A 19,062-nucleotide genomic window follows, 5' to 3' on the forward strand; every position below is an offset into this window, starting at 1 on the left:
TCGACCGGCTGGAATAATCAATCGCATAGCAGTTCCACGGTCAAAGAGGAAAACATGGACTTCGCACTTACTGAGGAGCAGACCGCGTTCGCTGATGCAGTGCAGCGATTCGCGCGAGACACGTTGGCGGAAGGCGCACTCAAGCGCGCGCATCATGCCGGTTTCGATTTCGACGTTGCAGGGCAGCTTGCGGAGCAAGGCCTGCTCGGCATCACGATGAACGAAGAGGATGGCGGCCAGGGCGGCACCCTCATGGATGCGGTCATCGCGATTCAGGAAATCGCGCTGGTTTGTCCGAAGAGCGCGGACATCGTGCAGGCCGGGAATTTCGGGCCGATTCGCACGTTCGTCGAGTATGCGACGGCCGAGCAGAAGAAGCGCTATCTCAAGGATCTGCTCAGCGGGCGCAAAGTGATTTCGCTGGGCATGACGGAGCCCGGCGCCGGCTCGGCCGTCACGCAACTCAAGACGTCGGCACGGCGCGAGGGCGACGAGTACGTCATCAACGGGACGAAAATCTTCTCGACTCATAGTCCGGATGCCAGCCTGTTTCTCGTCTATTGCCGATTCGGTCCCGGTGTGGAAAACATCGGCTCCGTACTGATCGAAAAGGGTACGCCCGGATTTACGGTCGGTCAGCCGTCCAGCTTCATGAGCGGCGAAGAGTGGTCGCAGTTGTATATCGAAGAGTGCCGTATTCCCGCCGAGAATGTTCTGCTGGGACCGGGCGGATTCAAGAAGCAGATCTCGGGCTTCAACGTCGAGCGCGTCGGCAACGCATCGCGTGCGTTGGCGCTGGGGCGTTACGCTTTCAATACGGCGCGCGAGCATGCGCTGATCCGCGAACAGTTTGGCCGGCAGCTTTGCGAGTTCCAGGGGATTCAATGGAAGTTCGCCGATATGGCGCTGAAGCTGGAAGCCTCGCAACTGCTGCTCTATCGCGCGGCCAATGTTCCGAACGGCGAGTTGCCGACCGCGTACAACACGGCCATTGCAAAAGCGCATTGCAACCTGACGGGCTTCGATGTTTCGAACGAGGCACTGCAGGTCATGGGCGGCATGGGTTATAGCCAGGAGTCGCTGGTCGAATACTGCGTTCGTCGCACGCGTGGCTGGATGATCGCGGGCGGCTCGATCGAAGTGCTGAAGAACCGGATCGCCGAGAACGTGTTCCAGCGCCGCTTCGATCAGCGCAAATAAGAGGGGCGTCTAACATGGAGAACAGCATCATGCCCCAGGGCGAATCGCAGCGCAGGTCGCTGGCAGACGTGCTCCTTGCACCGCGCAGCGTTGCACTTGTTGGCGCATCGGACGACCCCTCGAAAACCGCGGCGCGTCCGCTCCGGTTTATCCGCCAGGCCGGCTTCGACGGTGACGTCTATCCCATCAATCCCAACCGCGACACCGTGCTGGGTGAACAGGCCTGGCCCAGTGTTCGCGCACTGCCGGTCGTGCCGGAGCATGCCTTCATTCTCACGCCGACCGACGCCGCGATCGACGCGTTGCAGGAGTGCGCCGAACTCGGTGTTCCCGTTGCCACGATTCTCGCCGCGGGCTTCTCTGAAAGCGGTCCGGAGGGCGAGGCTCGCGAGGAACGCGTACGGAAGATCGTTCAACGGACCGGGATTCGCGTGCTGGGCCCGAGCGGCCTCGGCATGGTCAACGTGCGCAGGAAGCTTGCGCTGACCGCGAACGCGGCGTTCGCGGAACCGGACCTGCCGGTGGGCGGAATCTTTGTCGCGTCGCATAGCGGCAGCATGATCGGGGCGCTCGTATCGCGAGGCAAGGAGCGCGGAGTCGGCTTTGCCGGGCTCGTTTCGGTCGGCAACGAGGTCGACCTGAGCGTCGGCGAAATTTGCGCGGCGACGCTGGACGACCCCCAGGTCACGGGCTACATGCTCTTCCTCGAGACCTTGCGGCACTCCGACAAACTTCGCCAGTTCGCCGTTCAGGCTGCGCAGAAAGGCAAGCCTGTCGTCGCCTACAAACTCGGCCGTTCGAGTGCGGCCGCGGAGTTGGCGGTCTCGCATACGGGAGCCCTCGCCGGCGAGGACGACGTCGCCGATGCTTTCCTGAGAGATTGCGGTATCGCACGCGTCGAAACGCTCGATGCGTTTCTCGAATGCCTGCCTCTGCTGGCATGCGTTCCCGTTGCCCAAGCCGCCACGGCGAGCAAGCCGCGCGTCGCGGTCGTGACGACGACCGGCGGCGGCGCGGCCATGGTCGTCGATCAGCTCGGAGTCCGGAACATCGAGGTCCAGCATCCGAGCGCGCAGACTTACGAGCGTCTGGCCGCTGCGGGCGTGAAGGTGAACAGCGGCCGCATCGTCGACCTCACGCTCGCGGGCACCCGCTATGACGTGATGAGCGCGGCCCTCGGCGTGCTGCGATCGGCGCCGGAATTCGACCTGGTCGTGGCGGTCGCCGGCTCCTCCGCGCGATTCTCTCCCGAGCTTGCGGTGCGTCCGATTATCGATAGCGCAACGCAGTCACCGGCGTTGCTTCCGCTCGCCGCGTTTGTCGTGCCGGACGCCCCCGAAGCGCTGCGGCGTCTGACCGCGAGCGGCGTGCCGTGTTTCCGCACGCCCGAGTCCTGCGCGGACTCGATCGCATCGGCCTATGCGCGACGCAGCCCGCTCGCGATCGTCGAGCCGGCCGCAGTCGAAGCGGGAGGTGCGCCGATACTTCTGGACGAGTTGGCGGCTTACGAACTGCTGGCGAAGGTCGGCGTCGTTCATGCGCCCGCCGTGGCGATCGACGTAACGGGCGACGGCAGTCTTCCGGATAACCTGCCGTATCCGCTTGCAGTGAAGGTGCTATCGGCCGACGTACCGCACAAGACGGATGTTGGCGGTGTCGAACTCGGCATCCGTGACGCCGGGCAACTCGATGCCGCGATCGAAAAAATCCGCGCGAACGTGGCCCGCAACGTCGAAGGGTTCGAACTGCAGCGCGTTCTTGTCCAGCAGATGACCCGGGGACTGGGCGAAGTTCTCATCGGATACCGTCGCGATGCGCAAGTGGGGCCGATTGTGATGCTGGCCTCAGGCGGCATCTTCACGGAGATTTACAGGGATCGCGCGCTGCGCCTCGCCCCCGTTACGCGGGAAGCGGCGCTCGAAATGATTTCCGAGGTCAAGGCCATGCGTGCGCTCGACGGCTATCGCGGCAAGGCACGCGGCGACCTCGAAGCACTGGCGGATGCCATCGTCGCTGTGTCGAAGCTGGCTACGCTGCCCGGTGCCCTGGTTCTGGAGGCGGAAGTCAATCCGGTGATGGTGCTCGAAGAAGGACAAGGTGTTCTCGCGGTGGATGCTCTCGTGAAGATCGGGGGCTAGTATGGACAGACGTTCAGGCCCTGAGTTCGAGGTGGCGGCGCAACCGGTTCGTTGTGAAAAGCATGGCGACATCGGTTTTCTCGTGATCGACAATCCACCCGTGAATGCAAGTTCGGTGGAAGTTCGCCGCGAACTGCTCGAAGGCATTCTTGCCCTCGGGAACGACGCCACGCTGCGCGGCATCGTCATCATTGGCGACGGAAGCACATTCATTGCCGGCTCGGACATACGCGAATTCGATGCCCCGATTCAGGCGCCGTCGTTGCCCGAGGTGATTCTCGCGATCGAGAATGCAGCCGTTCCGGTCATCGCTGCGATCCATGGTCATGCGCTCGGTGGCGGCTTTGAGCTGGCACTTGGTTGCGATGGGCGCATTGCGGTTTCCGGGGCGACGATGGGATTGCCCGAAGTCAGCCTCGGCATGATTCCCGGCGCGGGCGGAACCCAGCGCGTCGCATACATCACGGGCAAAGCGAAAGCCATCGAACTTGTCGCTTCCTCGCGCCGGCTGACGGCAGCCGAAGCGTTGCAGCTCGGACTCATCGACCAGCTCGTCGACGACGATCTGGCCGATGCCGCCGCACAGTTCGCGCTGACGTTCGCGGCAAGGAAGCGGCGGATTCGCGACCGCGAGGTTCCGTTTGCATCGGCCGGGGAAATCGAGTCGGCCATCGGCGCCGCCATGCGGCTGCGCAAGAACCTGCCTCATATCCAGCAGGCGGTCGACGCGGTCAACATGGCCGGCGACGTGCCGTTCGATGAGGCACTCTCACGGGAGCGCGCGGTTTTCGACGTGCTGCGCACGAGCGTTGCCGCGCGCGCATTCCGCCATCTGTTTTTCGCCGAGCGGGAGTGCCAGCGTTCGCGTTATGGCGGTCGTCCCGACACGGCGGGTATTCGTCGAATCGGCGTGGTCGGCGCGGGCACCATGGGTGTCGGCATTGCCGGATGCTTTGCCGACGCGGGCTATGAAGTCGTTCTGTTCGACACCCATGACATCGCACTGGCGGCAGTCGCGGAGAAGCTTCAGCGCACCTACGACTCGCTGCTGAAAAAGGGCAAGCTCGACGAACGCGAGATGCGCGAGCGGCTCGCACGAGTCCGTACGGTCAGCGATCTCGGGCAATTGAACAAGGTCGACCTCGCTATCGAAGCTGTTTTCGAAGATTTCGACGTCAAGCGCGACATCATGGCAAAGCTGCACGATGTCTTGCCGCCCGATGCCATTCTGGCTTCGAATACTTCGTATCTCGACCTCAACCGGCTTGCGGCGGACGCGGGTCGTCCACGCCGTACTGTGGGCCTGCATTTCTTCAGTCCGGCACAGGCGATGCGGCTTCTGGAGATCGTCGAAACGGAGCACACGGATGCCGCGACGGTAGACATCGCGATTGCAATCGCGAAACGTCTGGGAAAGGTGCCGGTGGTCGCTCGGGTCGCCGAAGGTTTTATCGGCAACCGTATTTTTGCGGCCTACCGCAAGCAGTGCGAGTACATGCTGGAAGAGGGCGCGTTGCCCGAGCAGATCGATGAAGCACTGGAGGAATTCGGCTTCGCGATGGGCCCGTTCGCCGTCGCGGATCTTTCCGGGCTCGACATCGCCTGGAAGATGCGTCAGCGCCTGAATGCGGTGAGCAGGCCCGCCCGCTATGTGACGATTCCGGACGCGTTGTGCGAAGCCGGCCGGTTTGGCCGCAAGACCGGTGCCGGGTATTACCTGTACGAGGCCGGTGGCCGGCGCGGTGTTCCCGATCCGGAGGTGCACACGATCATTGCTCGTGAGCAGCGGAAGAGGGGCATCGTTCCGCGCTCGCTGGGCAACGATGAAATCGTCGAGCGTGCGATGGCCGCCATCGTCAACGAAGCGGCGAAAGTGATGGAAGAGGGCGTTGCCTCTCGTACCAGTGATATCGACGTGGCGCTCGTGCATGGCTACGGGTTCCCGCGTTACCTGGGCGGCCCCGTTTTCTGGGCACGGCAGCGTGGTACTGACGAGATGCACGACATGATAAAGCGCGTGCAAGCCGCATCTGGCCCAGACTTCGTTGTGGGCGATATCGACGCGATGCTCGCAAAATGAAGGATCGGGCGAGCGTCGATCTCGCTCTGAACGACCGGACAGTAGAGGTGATGGAGTGAAAATTGTCGTGGCAGTGAAGCGTGTCGTGGACGCTAACGTGAAAGTGACGGTCGCCTCGGACAATTCGGGGGTGAACCTGAACAACCTGAAAATGGCGATGAATCCGTTCGATGAAATCGCCATCGAAGAGGCTGTCCGCCTGAAGGAAGCCGGCGTGGCGAGCGAGGTGGTCGCGGTGTCGGCAGGCGTCGTGCAATGTCAGGAGACGTTGCGTACGGCGCTGGCGATGGGCGCGGACCGGGCGGTGCTGATCGAGACCGACGTGGAGTTGCAACCGCTTGCCGTTGCCCGATTGCTGAAGGCTGTGATCGACCGGGAGCAGCCCGGGCTCGTGATCCTTGGCAAACAGGCCATCGACGACGATGCCAACCAGACCGGCCAGATGGTCGCGGCACTCACGGGATTTGCGCAGGCCACGTTCGCTTCCAGAGTGGTGCTCGAAGAGGGGCGGGCCATCGTATCGCGCGAAGTCGACGGGGGAATCGAGACGCTTTCAGTGCGATTGCCCGCGGTCGTCACCACCGACCTCCGGCTGAACGAGCCGCGCTACGTCACCCTGCCGAACATCATGAAGGCGAAGAAGAAGCCATTGGAATCCCTGAAGCCTGAGGATCTGGGTGTCGACGTCTCGCCTCGCCTGAAGACGCTGAGGGTCAGCGAACCGCCGAAGCGTGCGGGAGGCGTGAAAGTGCCGGACGTGATGACGCTGGTCGACAAGCTCAGGACCGAAGCCAGGGTGCTTTGAAGACAACCGCAGGTGGTGGAGAAAGGGGATATGACGATTCTGGTGATTGCCGAACACGACGGCAGGCAACTGAAGGCCGCAACATTCAATACGGTCGCCGCGGCCCAGAAGATCGGCGGCGAGATACACGTACTGATTGCAGGCCACAATGCCCAGGCGACGGCTGATGCGGCAGCGAAAATCGCGGGCGTCAGCAAGGTGCTGCTCGCCGACGCGCCACAACTCGCTGAAGGTCTCGCGGAAAACGTCGCGGCGACCGTGCTGAACATCGCGAAGGATTACTCGTACATCCTGGCGCCGGCAACGGCCTACGGCAAGAACGTCGTACCGCGTATCGCGGCGAAGCTGGACGTGGCGCAGATTTCAGACATCACAGCGGTCGATTCGGCCGACACATTCGAGCGCCCGATTTACGCTGGCAACGCGATCGCGACGGTGCAGTCGAGTGATCCGATCAAGGTCATCACGGTGCGCGCGACGGGTTTCGACCCCGTTGCGGCAGAAGGCGGTAGCGCATCGATCGACCGGGTCGAAGCGGCAGCGGACGCTGGCGTGTCGCAATTCGTGAGCCGTGAAGTGACGAAGCTGGACCGTCCGGAACTGACGGCAGCAAACATCGTCGTGTCGGGCGGCCGAGGCCTCGGCAGCGGCGAGCACTACACGAAGGTGCTGGAGCCGCTTGCCGATAAGCTGGGTGCTGCTTTGGGTGCCTCGCGAGCCGCCGTTGACGCGGGGTACGTTCCGAATGATTTTCAGGTCGGACAAACCGGCAAGATTGTCGCGCCGCAACTGTACATCGCGGTTGGCATTTCCGGCGCGATCCAGCATCTGGCAGGCATGAAGGATTCGAAGGTCATCGTGGCCATCAACAAGGACCCCGAAGCGCCGATCTTCAGTGTCGCCGACTACGGTCTCGTGGGCGACCTGTTCACAATCGTTCCGGAGCTTGTCGACGCGCTCGGGTAAAGCGGTGTCCATCGCTATCGAGCGTATTTGATTCTTGCAACGTGGCAGCCGGAGGGGCTCGTGAATGCAATGACTGGCTTTGAGATGCGCCGGCTGGCCGCGGCAGCTTCCGCGAATCAGGAAGATGCCTGTCTGTGGAGAACATTTTCACAACTGTACGAGGAACGGCGTATTCGCTGGTGTAACTCGCCGCAAGGATGGCTCGTATCGATCGATCACCGCCACCTCGCAAGCGAACCAAGTTTCGACGAGGCCATCCGCCGCGCCATCTCCCGACTGCAGTGGGCCGCAAGCCAGGCGCAATCGCCCGTAAGGAAGACACGTCGCGCTGTCGAAGGGAGTCCGTCATCGTCGCGCAGCTCTTCAGGCCGATAGTCTGCACGCCTGAACCGGCATGCTCGGGCGAGAACATGATCGAAGCGCCTGCATTGCGCAAGCGCTTCATGCTTTGAAATTGTGCGCCCGCCGGAACAGCTTTGGCCGCCAGCGGGCGCGCACAGGGCGATCGCCACAGGTACCGCGCTCAGGCGATCTCCGTGACCTTGATCAGCTTGTGATTGAGAAATTCGCCGATACCAAGTTCCGAAAGCTCGCGCCCAAAGCCGGAATTCTTGGTGCCGCCAAAGGGCGTTTCCGGTGCATCCATGAAGCAGGTGTTGATGTACACCATGCCGGAATCGAGCTGTGCCGCGACCTTTTGAGCATGCGCGGTGTCGGCGTCGAAAACATAGCCGCTCAGACCAAATCGCGTGGCGTTGGCGAGCTTGATGGCCTCTTCCTCGCTATCGACGACATAGAAGGACAGGACCGGACCAAATGCTTCCTGGTCGAACAGCGGATTCTCGGGCGAGATGTTCGTCATGATCGTCGGCTCCAGGAAAAAGCCGGGCCGCTCGACGCGCTTGCCGCCGAACACGACTTCCGCGCCCGCTGCCTTCGCATCGGCGATCTGCTGCAACAGCGTTGCCAGTGCGCGTTCGCTGACGAGCGGGCCGATATCGGTTGCCGCGTCGGTCGGATCGCCTACCCTGATCGCGGAGAATCGTTCTTTCAAGGCGGTCAGCATCTGTGCGCCGCGCTCCTTGCCGACCACGATGACGCGCTTGATGTTCACGCAACCCTGGCCTGAATTGAAGGTGCGGCCCATCACGACCTGCTCGATCGCGTGTTCGAGCGGCGCGCCCGGCAGGATCAGAGCGGGGTCGCTGCTGCCCAGTTCGAGGATCGTCTTCTTGACGTTGCGCCCGGCGCGTTCACCGACCGACATGCCGGCGCGCTCGCTACCGGTGAGCGCCACGCCGCGCACACGGAAGTCGTCGATGAGGTCCGCTATCTGCTCGACGCTGCAGAAGAGGTTGGTGTATGCGCCGAGCGGAGCGCCGGCTTCCTCGAACAGCCGCGCAAACGCAAGCGCGCACTGCGGCACGTTCGGTGCATGCTTCATTAGCACCACGTTTCCTGCGACGAGTTGCGGCCCCGCCACGCGGGCCAACTGATAGAAGGGGAAGTTCCACGGTTCGATCGCGAGGATGACGCCGATCGGCTCGGACACCACCATGGCGCCAGGCGCGTCGGGCAAAGTCCGCGTGGCGAGGAAGCGTTCGCCGTTCCTGGCGTAATAGTCGAGGATATCGGCGGCGAGATCGACTTCCATATAGCCGAAGCGCGTCACCTTGCCCATTTCGAGCGTCAGATAGCGCTGATATTCGTCGCGCTTTTCACGCAGGATCCGGGCGGCGCGGCCCACGATCCGTGCCCGCTCGGCGACTGGCCGCTTGCGCCAGTCGTCATGGAAGCACGCGTTCGCCGTTGCCAGCGCCGCGAAGACTTCCTCGTTCGAGAGAAACGGAAATTCCGGACCGGCTTCGCCGGTTGTCGGGTTGATTGTCTGAAAGCTCATGATTTCGATTCCTTTCCTTTTCCGGAGTCCTTGTTACTGGGCAGGTGGGCTCTGCTCGAAGCGGGCCGCACCCGTGAGCGGCGTGAACCAAGGCGCCGCATGGTCGGTATAAATCTCGACCTGTGGCCGAGCCGTTTCCATATGTTCGAGCGTGCCGGCTTTTACGATGGCGATGCCGGGCAGGTTCTCCGCTTTCGTCATGATCGGAGAACCGCACGTCGGGCAGAAATGACGGTGGAGCGACAAGCCGCTATCGCCGCGATCGACGAAGAAGCGAGTCTCGCCGTGCAGTTCGAAGTCGCTCTCCTGCATCAGCAGGTTGACCGAAAACGCACTGCCGCTCTGCTTCTGGCAGTGCGTGCAATGGCATATCACGGTTGTTTGCGGCTGGCCTTTGAGCGCGTAGCGTACGGCTCCACACAGGCAGCCACCTTGCTGGTCTTTCACGATTTCCTCCTTATAGGCCAAATGATCGAAAACGATTTCGTCAAAATACGGCCGAGATGACCCATATCAAGGGCGCTACGATGAGTTCAGGTTCTGGCGGCCGCTTTTCGAACCGGTTCCTGCTGCCCGCCGTGAGAGGACCGCAGTATCATCTCGGGCGACCAGACCTCCTGCAGGTCTTCGGCCGGACGTCCCGCCATGTGCGCGAGGAGCAGTTCGACCATCCTGCGTCCCGCGTCGAGAGCGGGAGCGGAAAACGTCGTCAGAGGCGGATTCAGATAGGGGCCGAGCGGATGGTTGTCGCAGCCGATCACCGCGACGTCGGTGCCCGCACGTTTGCCGACTTCGGCAATCGCCTGCATGGCGCCGGCCGCGATCAGATCGTGGCCGCACATGATCGCCGTCGGCGGATGCTTCATGGCGAGAAGCTGCCGCGCTCCGTTCAGGCCGCCGCTCTCGCCGAAGTCGGCTTCGATCACCAGGCCGGCTTCGTAGGGCAGCCCCGCGGCGCTTAGCGCGGCCCGGTAGCCTTGCCGCAGATGGTGGCTCATCATCAGATAGCCTGGCGTATTCAATAGCCCGATGCGTCGATGGCCGAGGCCGATAAAGCGTGCGGTGCCGTTCCTGCCGGCCACGGTCCTGTCGATGTCGACATAGGGAAAGGGCGCGCCTGTCTCGCTTCTGCCCAGCGTCACGAACGGCACTTTCTGTTCCTCGAGGTAGCGTATGCGGGGATCGGTGCGCCGTGTCCGACCGAACATCACCGCATCGACGCGATGCTTTTCGACAAGACGGCGGAAGCTGTCAATCTCCGTCTCCACGGTCCGCCCGGTGACGATGACGAGCTGGAACGGCGAATTCTCCAGGCCCTGATCGATGCCCGTCAGCAGATCGAGAAAGAGCGGATGCGCGAGGCCGCTTTGCTGAGGCGACAGGATAAAGCCGATGGTTTCGGACGTCTTGGTGCGTAGCCGCCTTCCGCTCGGGTCGGGGAGAAATCCGAGGTCTTGCGCCGTGGCCCGCACCCGGCGTTTGGTTGCGTCGCTCACGTCCGGGCGGTCGTTGAGAGCCTTGGAGACCGTGGACACCGACAGCCCCAGTTGCTGGGCCAGTCCGACGATGTTGATGCGCTGTGTCATGGCTGCCTTACCGAATCCGTGATCTGACGTTCAAGATGATCGGATTATAATCGAAATCGTTTTCGGACGTTTGTCGGTGGGGTCGTGGGGTGAGTTATGGTTGCCGCGGGCAGTTCATCGAGGGATAAGACACGCGGAAGAACCGGCATTAGCACGGCAATTTTGAGATGTACCGTACGGCGGTCGTGCTAAAAGGGCCATTCCATAGACCCTTTCTGAAACTGCATGAGCGCACAAAAATTATCCGTCTATACGCCGAGCGATGGGGAATGGCGGGAACAACCTAGAGACATCGCGTATGTGAAGACCCCCGCGAAGGGGGATCGCAATGGCCCGTCCACAATAGCGATTTCCGGCGTTGGCAGGACGCACGCAACGCGGGCGGCGATAGGGTTCTATTCTCCGATTACCGGGTTGTGAAAATCAATCCGATCAAGTTCGGGGTGCCGAAATGAGGATACTTTCGCGAGTGCGTCGCATCGGTGTCGCTGTCGTCGTGGTAATCGTCGGGTTCAATATCGTCCAATACATTGTCGACGCGCACGCAGGTACAACAGCATCCGAATGTAACAGCGTGATTTCACAAAGTGGCTTATATCGCGCCGAATCGTGCGTCACTGGCGGGAACGGGGACAATCGACATCCCGCCCAACTGGCGTGATCGGCTGCGCGCCATCCTGCCTTGACTTATACCTGTCCACGCCGTGCCAGCGCTTCAACATGCCTGACGCACTAAGGCCGAGCCCCGAGCGCCTGATACAGCGCCGCAGTATCGGCATAACGCTGCGCGGCGATTTTCGTGCGATCGAGTCCGGTCTGCAATTCCTGCCGCTGCGTATCGAGCAGCGTCAATTGACTGATGCCACCCGCCGCATAGCGTTCGCCGGCGATGCCCGCGCTGCGTTGCGCGCTGCGATGCGCATCGTCGAGCGCCTGCAATGCGAGCGCGTCCTGATCGAGCGCGCGCAGCGCATCGGCAACCTGCTGCAGTCCTTGCAGGACGGTTTGCCTGTACACGGCAAGCGCCGCTTGCAAGGCCGCTTCCGAGGAACGCTTGCGCGCCAGCAATTCGCCGCTATGAAAAAGCGGCTGCGTGAGACCCGCGCCGAAATTCCACACGTTGAAGCCCGTCAGCAGATCGGACACGCTCACACGTTCCGTCGCCGCGCTGCCCGATAACGTGATGCGTGGATACATATTGGCGGTCGCGACACCGACGTTCGCGCTGGCCTGATGCAGCAGTGCCTCGGACGCACGGATATCGGGCCGCTGCTGCGCGAGCGTCGAAGGCAACGTTAGCGGCAGATCGGTGGGCAGCACGAGCGTATCGAGATCGAGCGCGGCGAGGTCGTGCGTGGCTGCCAGTTCCGCTGGTGCGCGTCCCAGATAGATCGCGAGTTGATGGTCGGTCTGCGCGAGTTGCGTGCGCAAGGGCGGCAACGTCGCACGGGTCTGCTGCACGAGCGTGCGCTGGCTCAGCAGATCGACCTCGGAGATGCCGCCCGCGTGATAGCGGCGCTCGGCGATATCGAGTTGCTGCATTTGTACCGCGAGCAGCGCTTCGGTGAGCGCAATCTGCCGTGCGAGCGACGCGCGCCGGATCGCTGCCGTCACGACATTGCCCGCGACCGTCAAACGCGCGGCCTCGAGTTCGTATTGCTGATAGTCGACCTGCGCGGCCACGGCTTCGAGCGCGCGTCGATTCGCGCCGAACAGATCGAGCGTGTACGACACCGTAACCTGCGCGCTGTACAGCGTGAACGGCGCAAACGACCGGCCCTGCGTCAGTGCGCCGAAGCCGAGTGCCTCAGGATCGATTTTCTCGCGCGTGGCCGACAGGTTCGCATCGACTTGCGGCCACAGCGTGCCGCCTGCCTGCGCGCGATAGTCCTGCTGCGCTTCGTCGAGTTTCGCGCGGGCTTGCGCGAGTGTGGGGCTGTCGTCGAGCGCCTGCTGCACGAGGGCGTCGAGTGTCGGCGAACCGAAGGCGCGCCACCAGCCGTCGCCGGGCAGATCGGCCGGCACGAAGTGCTGCGCGCCGCCGCCGGGGCCGTCGGATGCAACCGTGCTTGCCGCAAGCGGTGCGGCGGTATAGCTCGATACGGCGGTGACGTCGGGGTGATGAAAATCCGGGCCAACCGTACACGCGCACAATGCCGCGCTCGCGGCGAACACGGCAAGCCGGCGTGCGTCGAAACGGCAAGCCGCGACCTTAACAATCACAGCACGAAAGGCGGTAGCGGCAGAAGCGATGAGAGCAGTGGCGGCGGAAGCGGAACACATGGCGGGCCATCCTCAATCGAGCGTACGCCGGTAGAACTTCACGGCAATACCCATCACGACGCACAGAAAGATCAGCAGCGGCCATACGTGCGGCCACATGTCGGCCCAGCCGACGCCCTTAAGCAGAATGCCGCGCACGAGCCGGTTGAAGTAGGTGAGCGGCAGCAGGTTGCCGATGATTTGCGCCCACTTCGGCATGCCCGCGAACGGGAACATGAAACCCGACAGCAGGATGTTGGGCAGGAAATAGAACATCGTCAGTTGCATGGCCTGCAACTGGTTTTGCGCGAGCGACGACAGCGTAATGCCGATCGTCAGATTGGCCGCGACGAACAGCAGTGCCGACAGATACAGCGCGATCAGACTGCCCTCGAACGGCACGCCGAATACGAAGCGCGCCGCCGCGAGAATGATGCTCACCTGGATCAGCCCGATCGCCACGTAAGGTACGATCTTGCCCGTCATCACTTCGAGCGGCAGCACCGGCGTGGCGAGCAGATTTTCCATCGTACCGCGCTCGCGTTCGCGCGTGATCGCGAGGCCCGTCATCATGACCATCGTCATTGTCAGGATCACACCCATCAGGCCGGGCACGACGTTGTATTGCGTGACGCTTTCGGGGTTGTAGAGCCGGTGCAACTGCACGTCGAATGCGGCGGGGCCGACCGCGAGCGCCGACAACGGACCCGTGAGGTCCTTCTGCAACACGGATTGCGCAATCGACGGCAGCGCACCGAGCGCGGTGCCGACTGCCGTCGGGTCCGTCGCGTCGGCCTCGACGAGCAGCGAGGGATGCGCACCCTTGGCGAGATCGCGCGTGAAGCCGACGGGGATGTTCAGCACGAACAGCACCTTGCCTTGCGCGAGCGCGCGGCGGCCAGACTCTTCATCGGGCAGCGTCGAGACGATGTCGAAGTAGTCGGAGTTGCGCATCGCCATGACGAAGCTGCGTGTGAACTCGCTGTGATCGGCGGCGATCACGGCGGTGGGCAGATGCTTCGGGTCGGTGTTGATCGCGAAGCCGAACAACGTCATCTGCATGATCGGCAGGCCGATGATCATCGCAAACGTGATGCGGTCGCGCTTCAGTTGCAGAAACTCCTTGCGCACGATGCTCCACCAGCGTGTCAGAGAAAAGCGTGGAAAGCGGCGGGCGGCGTTCACGATGCTTGACCCGTAGAAGGCGTTGCGTAGTTGTCGGTCGAGCGGTTCATCATGAAGATGAAGACGTCTTCCAGGCCCGTTGGCTGTCTTTCGATTCGCAGCGTCGTATTCGAGCGGGCCAACTGTTCGAGCGTCGCATGCAGCTCGGGCGTATCTGGGCCGCTCACGTGCAGCGACGAACCGAACGCGACCGTCTGTTCGACGCCGGGCGAGCGGCGCAGTTGTTCGCCGAGTTCGACGAGATTCTGGCCGTACACGGCCCATGTCGCGAGCCCCTGCGAATCGATGACCTCTTGCGACGTGCCTCGCGCGAGCAGCTTGCCGTATGCGATGTAGGCGAGCTTATGGCAGCGCTCCGCTTCGTCCATATAGTGCGTGCTGACGAGCACCGAGATGCCGCTTGCGGCCAGGCGATGCAATTCTTCCCAGAAGTCGCGGCGCGCGCTCGGGTCGACGCCCGCGGTCGGCTCGTCGAGCAGCAGCAGTTCCGGCTCGTGCAGCATGCACGCGGCCAGCGCGAGGCGCTGCTTCCAGCCGCCCGACAGCGCACCGGCCAACTGTTTGGCGCGGCTCGCGAGGCCGAGCTGTTCGAGCGCGCGATCCACTGCGTCGCGGCGGTTCTTCATCTCGTACATACGCGCGACGAAGTCGAGATTTTCGCGGATCGTCAGATCGTCCCAGTAGGAGAAGCGCTGCGTCATATAGCCGGCGCGCCGCTTGATCTGCGCGCTCTCGCGCACGATGTCGTAGCCGAGACAGGTGCCGCTGCCGGAGTCGGGCGTGAGCAGGCCGCACATCATGCGGATGCAGGTGGTTTTGCCGCTGCCGTTCGGACCGAGAAAGCCGAAAATCTCGCCGCGCTGCACGCGCAGCGAGACATCGTTGACGACGTGCTTCGCGCCGAAATGCTTGTTCAGCCCGTGCACGTCGATGGCATAGGCGGGGTCGGCCGTGTTGCCGGCGGTTGCGTTCATTGCAGCGTCACCGTGACGGGTTGGCCGGGCCGCAGTTTCGGCGCATCGGCGGTCTGGGGTTGGGCTTCGACCATGAACACGAGCTTCGAGCGGCTTTCGTTGCTGTAGATCACGGGCGGCGTGTATTCCGCCTGGTCCGAAATGAAGCTGAGCGTGGCCGGTATATCGGCCGCGCAGCCGTTGCAATGGATCGATACGCGGCGGCCCGGCGCGAGGGAACCGACTACAGCCTCGGGCACGAAAAAGCGCACCTTGACGTTTTCCGGCGGCAGCATGCGCACCACGGGACTGCCAGCCGGCACCCACTCGCCGCTGCGATACATCGTGTCGAAGACGAGGCCGCCGTGCGGCGCGTGGATGCTTTTCTGATCGAGCTTCCATTGGGCCTGGCCGAGTTGGGCCTGGGCCGCGTCGACTTGCGCCTGCTGCGCGCGAATCTGTTCGATCCGTCCCGGCAGACGCGCGACGGCGAGCTGGCTTTGCAACTCGCGTACGTGCGCGGCGCTCGACAGCGCGTTCGCGCGCGAGTCGTCGAGCTGGCTTTGCGCGATGCCGCCCGCGCGTAATTGCTGTTCGTCGCGATGGTACTGGGTCGCGGCGCGCGCGGCGTCCGCCTCGGCCTGCACGAGTTGGGCGCGCGTCACGTCGACTTCGGACGGGCGCTTGCCGGTTCCAAGATCGGCAAGCTGGGCGCGTGCCGCGCGCAATTGTTCGTTGGCCTGTGCAACGGCCTCGGTTTCGTTTTGTGCTTCGAGCGCGAAGAGCGGCGTGTTCTCCGTGACGGTCTGTCCGCGCGAAACCGCGAGCTGGGTCAACTGTCCCGCCTGCGACGATGCAAGATAGAGGTACTCGCCCTCGACATAACCTTGCCAGGTGTTCGCCGGTTGCCGCGAACAGCCTGCACACGCGATGCAGAGTGTCAGCACGACGGCAAGCGACGCTTTGAGCGCGGACGGAGTCATGACGGCTTCCTTTTCGCGTGGGGCGCCGTGGGCGTCGATGCGGGCGTTGGGGTTGCGTTCATCCCGCACGTGAGCAGCGCGACGACATGGCGTTCGAGCGTTGCGCGATCGAACGAGGTGCTCGGGTTCAGGCGCTGCCAGATCTTCGCGGTTGCCTGCGGCAGCATCACAAGGGCAAGCACGGAATTGAACAGCAGCGACGGTTCGAGTTGCGCGTTCAACTGGCCCGACGCGCAGCCGCGTGCGATGTTCTGACCAAACCCCGCGAGCTTCTGCAAGGGGATGTGGACAAACGCGCGCTCGCGCAGCAACCCGCCTTCATTGACGATTTCGCGCAGCCATAGCGAGGGCAACCACGGCATTTTTTCGGTGACGTCGAACATGCGCTTGACGATGCCTTGCGTCAGCGCAAGCGGATCGTCGTGCTCGGGGTCGACCGGTTCCCAGATCGCCGCGAAGGCGGCGACGAGCTTTTCCTCGAACAGTGCGTCGAGCAGCTTTTCGCGCGTCTGGAACCAGTAATGCACCATCGCGGACGTCACGCCGCTCGCCGCCGCGATTTGCGCCACCGTCGTGTTGGCGATGCCGCGCTCGGCAAACAGCCTGACTGCGACATCGAGCAGATGTTCGCGCGCGTCGAAGTCCTGCGGATGAGGACGGCGACCCATGCGGGAGCGGATAGGTTGGGGTAGGCTCACGTCACTAATTGATGAATTAGTTAGTTTTAAGTCATTGATAGTAGGTCGCTTTCGCGGATGTTGAAGGAGGGAAAACCCTAGCGCGTGGGCCGCGTGGTGGCGAGGGCCTGTGTGCCGGGACCACGGTTTGTGGGCAGGACGCGTTGCCGCTTACCTGCTGCATGGCATGCCGCGATTACGTCGCATGTAATTGGCGCGTGCGGAAGCGGCCTCTACACGTCGGCTATCGCACGATCAATCCGGTGGTGCGCACCGTCAAGGAGATGCCATGTTTCGGCGTGCCATGTGACTGGAAGGTGCATCGCGGTTCGACCGTCACGCCCTCGATGCCGGTCATCCCGCTCGGCTTCGTTCGCGCAGGGGAAGTGTTGCGCTATTTCTCGATGGTTTCGACCGTAGGCAGGCCGCAAAATATTGGGTCGGCGCCGCGCGCAGAGAAGCCGCGAGAATCGTGTCGTGGCTGGGCAGGGCGCGCAACGCGGTGGCGAGAGTCGCGTCGGGCGCCGACAGATTGTCGGCCACTTTGTCCGGTGAGGTCTGATCGGACTCGGGCATGTAGATGTCGAGGCCGATCGCGAGCGTCTCTTCATCGATCTCGACGATGGTCACCGGCGGAGCGACGGGATGCGCAGGTGGTGCCGCTTGCCCACTGAAGCTTGATTTGCGGTTGCAAGGCACTTTGATGTTTTTCTGTGATTACGAGCCTCACTGAACGCGTCATCTATCTCCGTGGATATTCGCGTTTCGCACACAAATTTCGCTACTCTTTTTTTCTTGACCCTGCAAAGAAGATAGTGTTTGTATGTTTTCTCGAAATCGCGGCCCTTCATGATCATCGAGGCGTTGCGCAGGGTTTTCTTCGTATCGCACGCGTTGACTTCGCGATTCAATTGTCGCTGACAAACGGCCACACATTAATTTCGATGACGTTTATGTCAAAGATTTCCACCGTCTCTTCTCAAAGGTGAAATACATGAGTTCAATTAATAAAGCGGGGTCATCCAGCCATAGTCCAGGCGGCATAGCCGCGAATACTGAGCAAACACACGAGACTCGGAATCAAGGTCAAGCTCCTACAATCAGGCGCCAGGAGAGCCAAGGGGTCATCATAGGGAGACTGCAGAGTCTTCGCCGCATGGGAAGCGGACTATTGAGATCTAATCGTCAACCAGGAGGGGAAGTACCACCTGTTCCACCGTTGCCGCCAGGGTTTGCGGCATCTACCTCGAACCGGAGACACTCCGTTGACTCTGTTTCAGTGACGTCGACGCTCATCGAAGGCCTGAATACGTTGGGGTACGATGAGCAACGGCCATCGCGGGCCTCCGGCGACGGTCAGATAACGGGTCCATCCCGGGAGTCGCGCGTATCCAGAATGGGGCGAGCGATGACGCGGGTTGGCCACACTCCTCCGGAAAAGTTGAATGCGGCGGCACGCGATGAAATCGCCCGCGGGGATGGCGCTAAACTTCGGCAAGCGCTCGCGAATGGAGCCGATCCGACCGCCCAGTCCTCCGAACATAAGAACAATGCTTTCCACTTTCTTGCAAAGAACCCAACTACGGACACGATCCGGATCCTGCGGGATTGGGGACTCACAAACCCAGACCGGAAGCCCCTGCTAGGCGACGCGCTGCGGGCCCTGAATTCGAAAGGCCGATCTCCGCTTCACGTCATGCAATTCAACATTGGCCGAGCGCACGAAGCTAATGATGGAAAAAGCGCGCGGCTTCTCACGGAAGCGTTTAACCAGCTTTCGCCTTATGCCGGAAACCTTGAGAACCTTGTCGATGGTGCCGGCAGACATCTGAGCGAAATGCAGGCTCTCGGGCAACAGGCTCAGGTGCAACGCCGACGGGTGGATGAAACGGCCATAAGCAATCTGCAAGATGCCGGTTTTTTGTAACACCCGGTTTTGCTTTTGGCGACAGTAGCCAGGAAGGAGTATGACTAAGCGTCGGCGTGCGGAATGAACCTTGGCGATGCGCCGAAACAGCGGCGCATCGCCCGCAGCATAGTCTCTGCTTCGGGCTTGCGTTTAAAGCGAAGACATTACCCTGCCAGACAATGGGCCGACTGGTGCTACACGTCAAGCTACCATTGCCGACAGTGCTGTCTTCTTCGACATCGATCTTGCTCTCTCAACTCCTTTGTCATCATCGCCTCGCTCAAAATCGGGGCGAAGACTGACGCCGGAGCGTTACGTCATTCCAATCATCCAATAGCCGGAGACTTCGCACCACCAGCGACGCAGGCGGAGCAGCAAGGCAGGCGCGACGGCTGGGATGAACGTGGAGGCAGCGCAA

At 62.3% G+C, this 19,062-nt stretch carries 14 protein-coding genes and 2 pseudogenes; 7 read left to right on the forward strand and 9 right to left on the reverse strand.

Annotation, left to right across the window (positions count from 1 at the left end):
* The first annotated feature begins 54 nt into the window (after positions 1 to 54).
* The 5 genes from F3J19_RS26885 to F3J19_RS26905 are packed head-to-tail and all read left to right on the forward strand — an operon-like array spanning position 55 to position 7,189.
* A complete protein-coding gene (locus F3J19_RS26885) occupies positions 55 to 1,200 on the forward strand; it encodes an acyl-CoA dehydrogenase family protein (protein ID WP_167048517.1) in 1,146 nt (381 codons plus the stop codon).
* A 29-nt stretch (positions 1,201 to 1,229) separates the two neighbouring features.
* Complete coding sequence (locus F3J19_RS26890) at positions 1,230 to 3,338, forward strand: acetate--CoA ligase family protein (protein ID WP_167048528.1); 2,109 nt, start codon at positions 1,230 to 1,232, stop codon at positions 3,336 to 3,338.
* Between the two features lie 31 nt (positions 3,339 to 3,369).
* Entirely contained in the window at positions 3,370 to 5,418 is a 2,049-nt protein-coding gene (locus F3J19_RS26895; RefSeq protein ID WP_345889869.1) for a 3-hydroxyacyl-CoA dehydrogenase NAD-binding domain-containing protein, read from the forward strand.
* Positions 5,419 to 5,473: 55 nt separating this feature from the next.
* Positions 5,474 to 6,223, forward strand: a complete 750-nt coding sequence (locus tag F3J19_RS26900; protein ID WP_167048532.1) for an electron transfer flavoprotein subunit beta/FixA family protein — start codon at positions 5,474 to 5,476, stop codon at positions 6,221 to 6,223.
* 30 nt (positions 6,224 to 6,253) lie between these two features.
* Positions 6,254 to 7,189: an FAD-binding protein gene (locus tag F3J19_RS26905; protein ID WP_167048534.1), complete on the forward strand. Its 936-nt coding sequence runs from the start codon at positions 6,254 to 6,256 to the stop codon at positions 7,187 to 7,189.
* Positions 7,190 to 7,712: 523 nt separating this feature from the next.
* Here F3J19_RS26905 and F3J19_RS26910 read toward each other — a convergent pair.
* From F3J19_RS26910 to F3J19_RS26920, 3 genes are all read right to left on the reverse strand, one after another.
* A complete protein-coding gene (locus tag F3J19_RS26910; RefSeq protein ID WP_167048536.1) occupies positions 7,713 to 9,089 on the reverse strand; it encodes an aldehyde dehydrogenase family protein in 1,377 nt (458 codons plus the stop codon).
* A gap of 33 nt (positions 9,090 to 9,122) precedes the next feature.
* Positions 9,123 to 9,536: a GFA family protein gene (locus tag F3J19_RS26915; protein WP_167048538.1), complete on the reverse strand. Its 414-nt coding sequence runs from the start codon at positions 9,534 to 9,536 to the stop codon at positions 9,123 to 9,125.
* Between the two features lie 86 nt (positions 9,537 to 9,622).
* Positions 9,623 to 10,675 (reverse strand): LacI family DNA-binding transcriptional regulator, encoded by a 1,053-nt coding sequence (locus tag F3J19_RS26920; RefSeq protein ID WP_205193278.1) that lies wholly within the window; start codon positions 10,673 to 10,675, stop codon positions 9,623 to 9,625.
* A gap of 317 nt (positions 10,676 to 10,992) precedes the next feature.
* Between F3J19_RS26920 and F3J19_RS32815 the strand changes: the two are divergent.
* Positions 10,993 to 11,130: pseudogene (locus F3J19_RS32815) on the forward strand (DUF6402 family protein); the annotation flags it as partial.
* A 277-nt stretch (positions 11,131 to 11,407) separates the two neighbouring features.
* Here the strand turns inward: F3J19_RS32815 and F3J19_RS26925 are convergent.
* From F3J19_RS26925 to F3J19_RS26945, 5 genes are read right to left on the reverse strand one after another with little or no spacing between them, the layout of a single operon-like run.
* Positions 11,408 to 12,958 (reverse strand): efflux transporter outer membrane subunit, encoded by a 1,551-nt coding sequence (locus F3J19_RS26925; protein WP_240159269.1) that lies wholly within the window; start codon positions 12,956 to 12,958, stop codon positions 11,408 to 11,410.
* Positions 12,959 to 12,970: 12 nt separating this feature from the next.
* Complete coding sequence (locus F3J19_RS26930) at positions 12,971 to 14,122, reverse strand: ABC transporter permease (RefSeq protein WP_167048542.1); 1,152 nt, start codon at positions 14,120 to 14,122, stop codon at positions 12,971 to 12,973.
* The gene (locus F3J19_RS26935) at positions 14,119 to 15,096 is read right to left on the reverse strand and encodes an ABC transporter ATP-binding protein (protein WP_167048544.1); all 978 of its coding nucleotides are present in this window, start codon (positions 15,094 to 15,096) and stop codon (positions 14,119 to 14,121) included. Before F3J19_RS26935 ends, F3J19_RS26930 begins: the two co-directional genes overlap by 4 nt.
* On the reverse strand, positions 15,093 to 16,058 hold the full coding sequence (locus tag F3J19_RS26940) for an HlyD family efflux transporter periplasmic adaptor subunit (RefSeq protein ID WP_167048546.1): 966 nt from the start codon (positions 16,056 to 16,058) through the stop codon (positions 15,093 to 15,095). Before F3J19_RS26940 ends, F3J19_RS26935 begins: the two co-directional genes overlap by 4 nt.
* On the reverse strand, positions 16,055 to 16,726 hold the full coding sequence (locus F3J19_RS26945; protein WP_167048548.1) for a TetR/AcrR family transcriptional regulator: 672 nt from the start codon (positions 16,724 to 16,726) through the stop codon (positions 16,055 to 16,057). Before F3J19_RS26945 ends, F3J19_RS26940 begins: the two co-directional genes overlap by 4 nt.
* Before the next feature lie 308 nt (positions 16,727 to 17,034).
* On the opposite strand from F3J19_RS26945, the pseudogene F3J19_RS32820 reads away from it, so the two are divergent.
* Positions 17,035 to 17,172, forward strand: a pseudogene (locus F3J19_RS32820) (transcriptional regulator); the annotation flags it as partial.
* 1,205 nt (positions 17,173 to 18,377) lie between these two features.
* On the opposite strand, the gene F3J19_RS26955 reads toward F3J19_RS32820, so the two are convergent.
* Positions 18,378 to 18,665 carry a hypothetical protein gene (locus tag F3J19_RS26955; RefSeq protein WP_167048550.1) on the reverse strand — a complete coding sequence of 96 codons (288 nt, stop codon included), beginning with the start codon at positions 18,663 to 18,665 and terminating at the stop codon, positions 18,378 to 18,380.
* Between the last annotated feature and the right edge of the window lie 397 nt (positions 18,666 to 19,062).

It is taken from the genome of Burkholderia sp. Ax-1724 (assembly GCF_011752995.1).
Lineage (GTDB): Bacteria > Pseudomonadota > Gammaproteobacteria > Burkholderiales > Burkholderiaceae > Paraburkholderia.

Coding starts and splice junctions, on each gene's coding strand:
- F3J19_RS26935 (WP_167048544.1), bottom strand. CDS start 15,096: ATGAACGCAACCGCCGGCAACACGGCCGACCCCGCCTATGCCATCGAC.
- F3J19_RS26905 (WP_167048534.1), top strand. CDS start 6,254: ATGACGATTCTGGTGATTGCCGAACACGACGGCAGGCAACTGAAGGCC.
- F3J19_RS26940 (WP_167048546.1), bottom strand. CDS start 16,058: ATGACTCCGTCCGCGCTCAAAGCGTCGCTTGCCGTCGTGCTGACACTC.
- F3J19_RS26910 (WP_167048536.1), bottom strand. CDS start 9,089: ATGAGCTTTCAGACAATCAACCCGACAACCGGCGAAGCCGGTCCGGAA.
- F3J19_RS26920 (WP_205193278.1), bottom strand. CDS start 10,675: ATGACACAGCGCATCAACATCGTCGGACTGGCCCAGCAACTGGGGCTG.
- F3J19_RS26925 (WP_240159269.1), bottom strand. CDS start 12,958: ATGTGTTCCGCTTCCGCCGCCACTGCTCTCATCGCTTCTGCCGCTACC.
- F3J19_RS26890 (WP_167048528.1), top strand. CDS start 1,230: ATGCCCCAGGGCGAATCGCAGCGCAGGTCGCTGGCAGACGTGCTCCTT.
- F3J19_RS26945 (WP_167048548.1), bottom strand. CDS start 16,726: ATGGGTCGCCGTCCTCATCCGCAGGACTTCGACGCGCGCGAACATCTG.
- F3J19_RS26885 (WP_167048517.1), top strand. CDS start 55: ATGGACTTCGCACTTACTGAGGAGCAGACCGCGTTCGCTGATGCAGTG.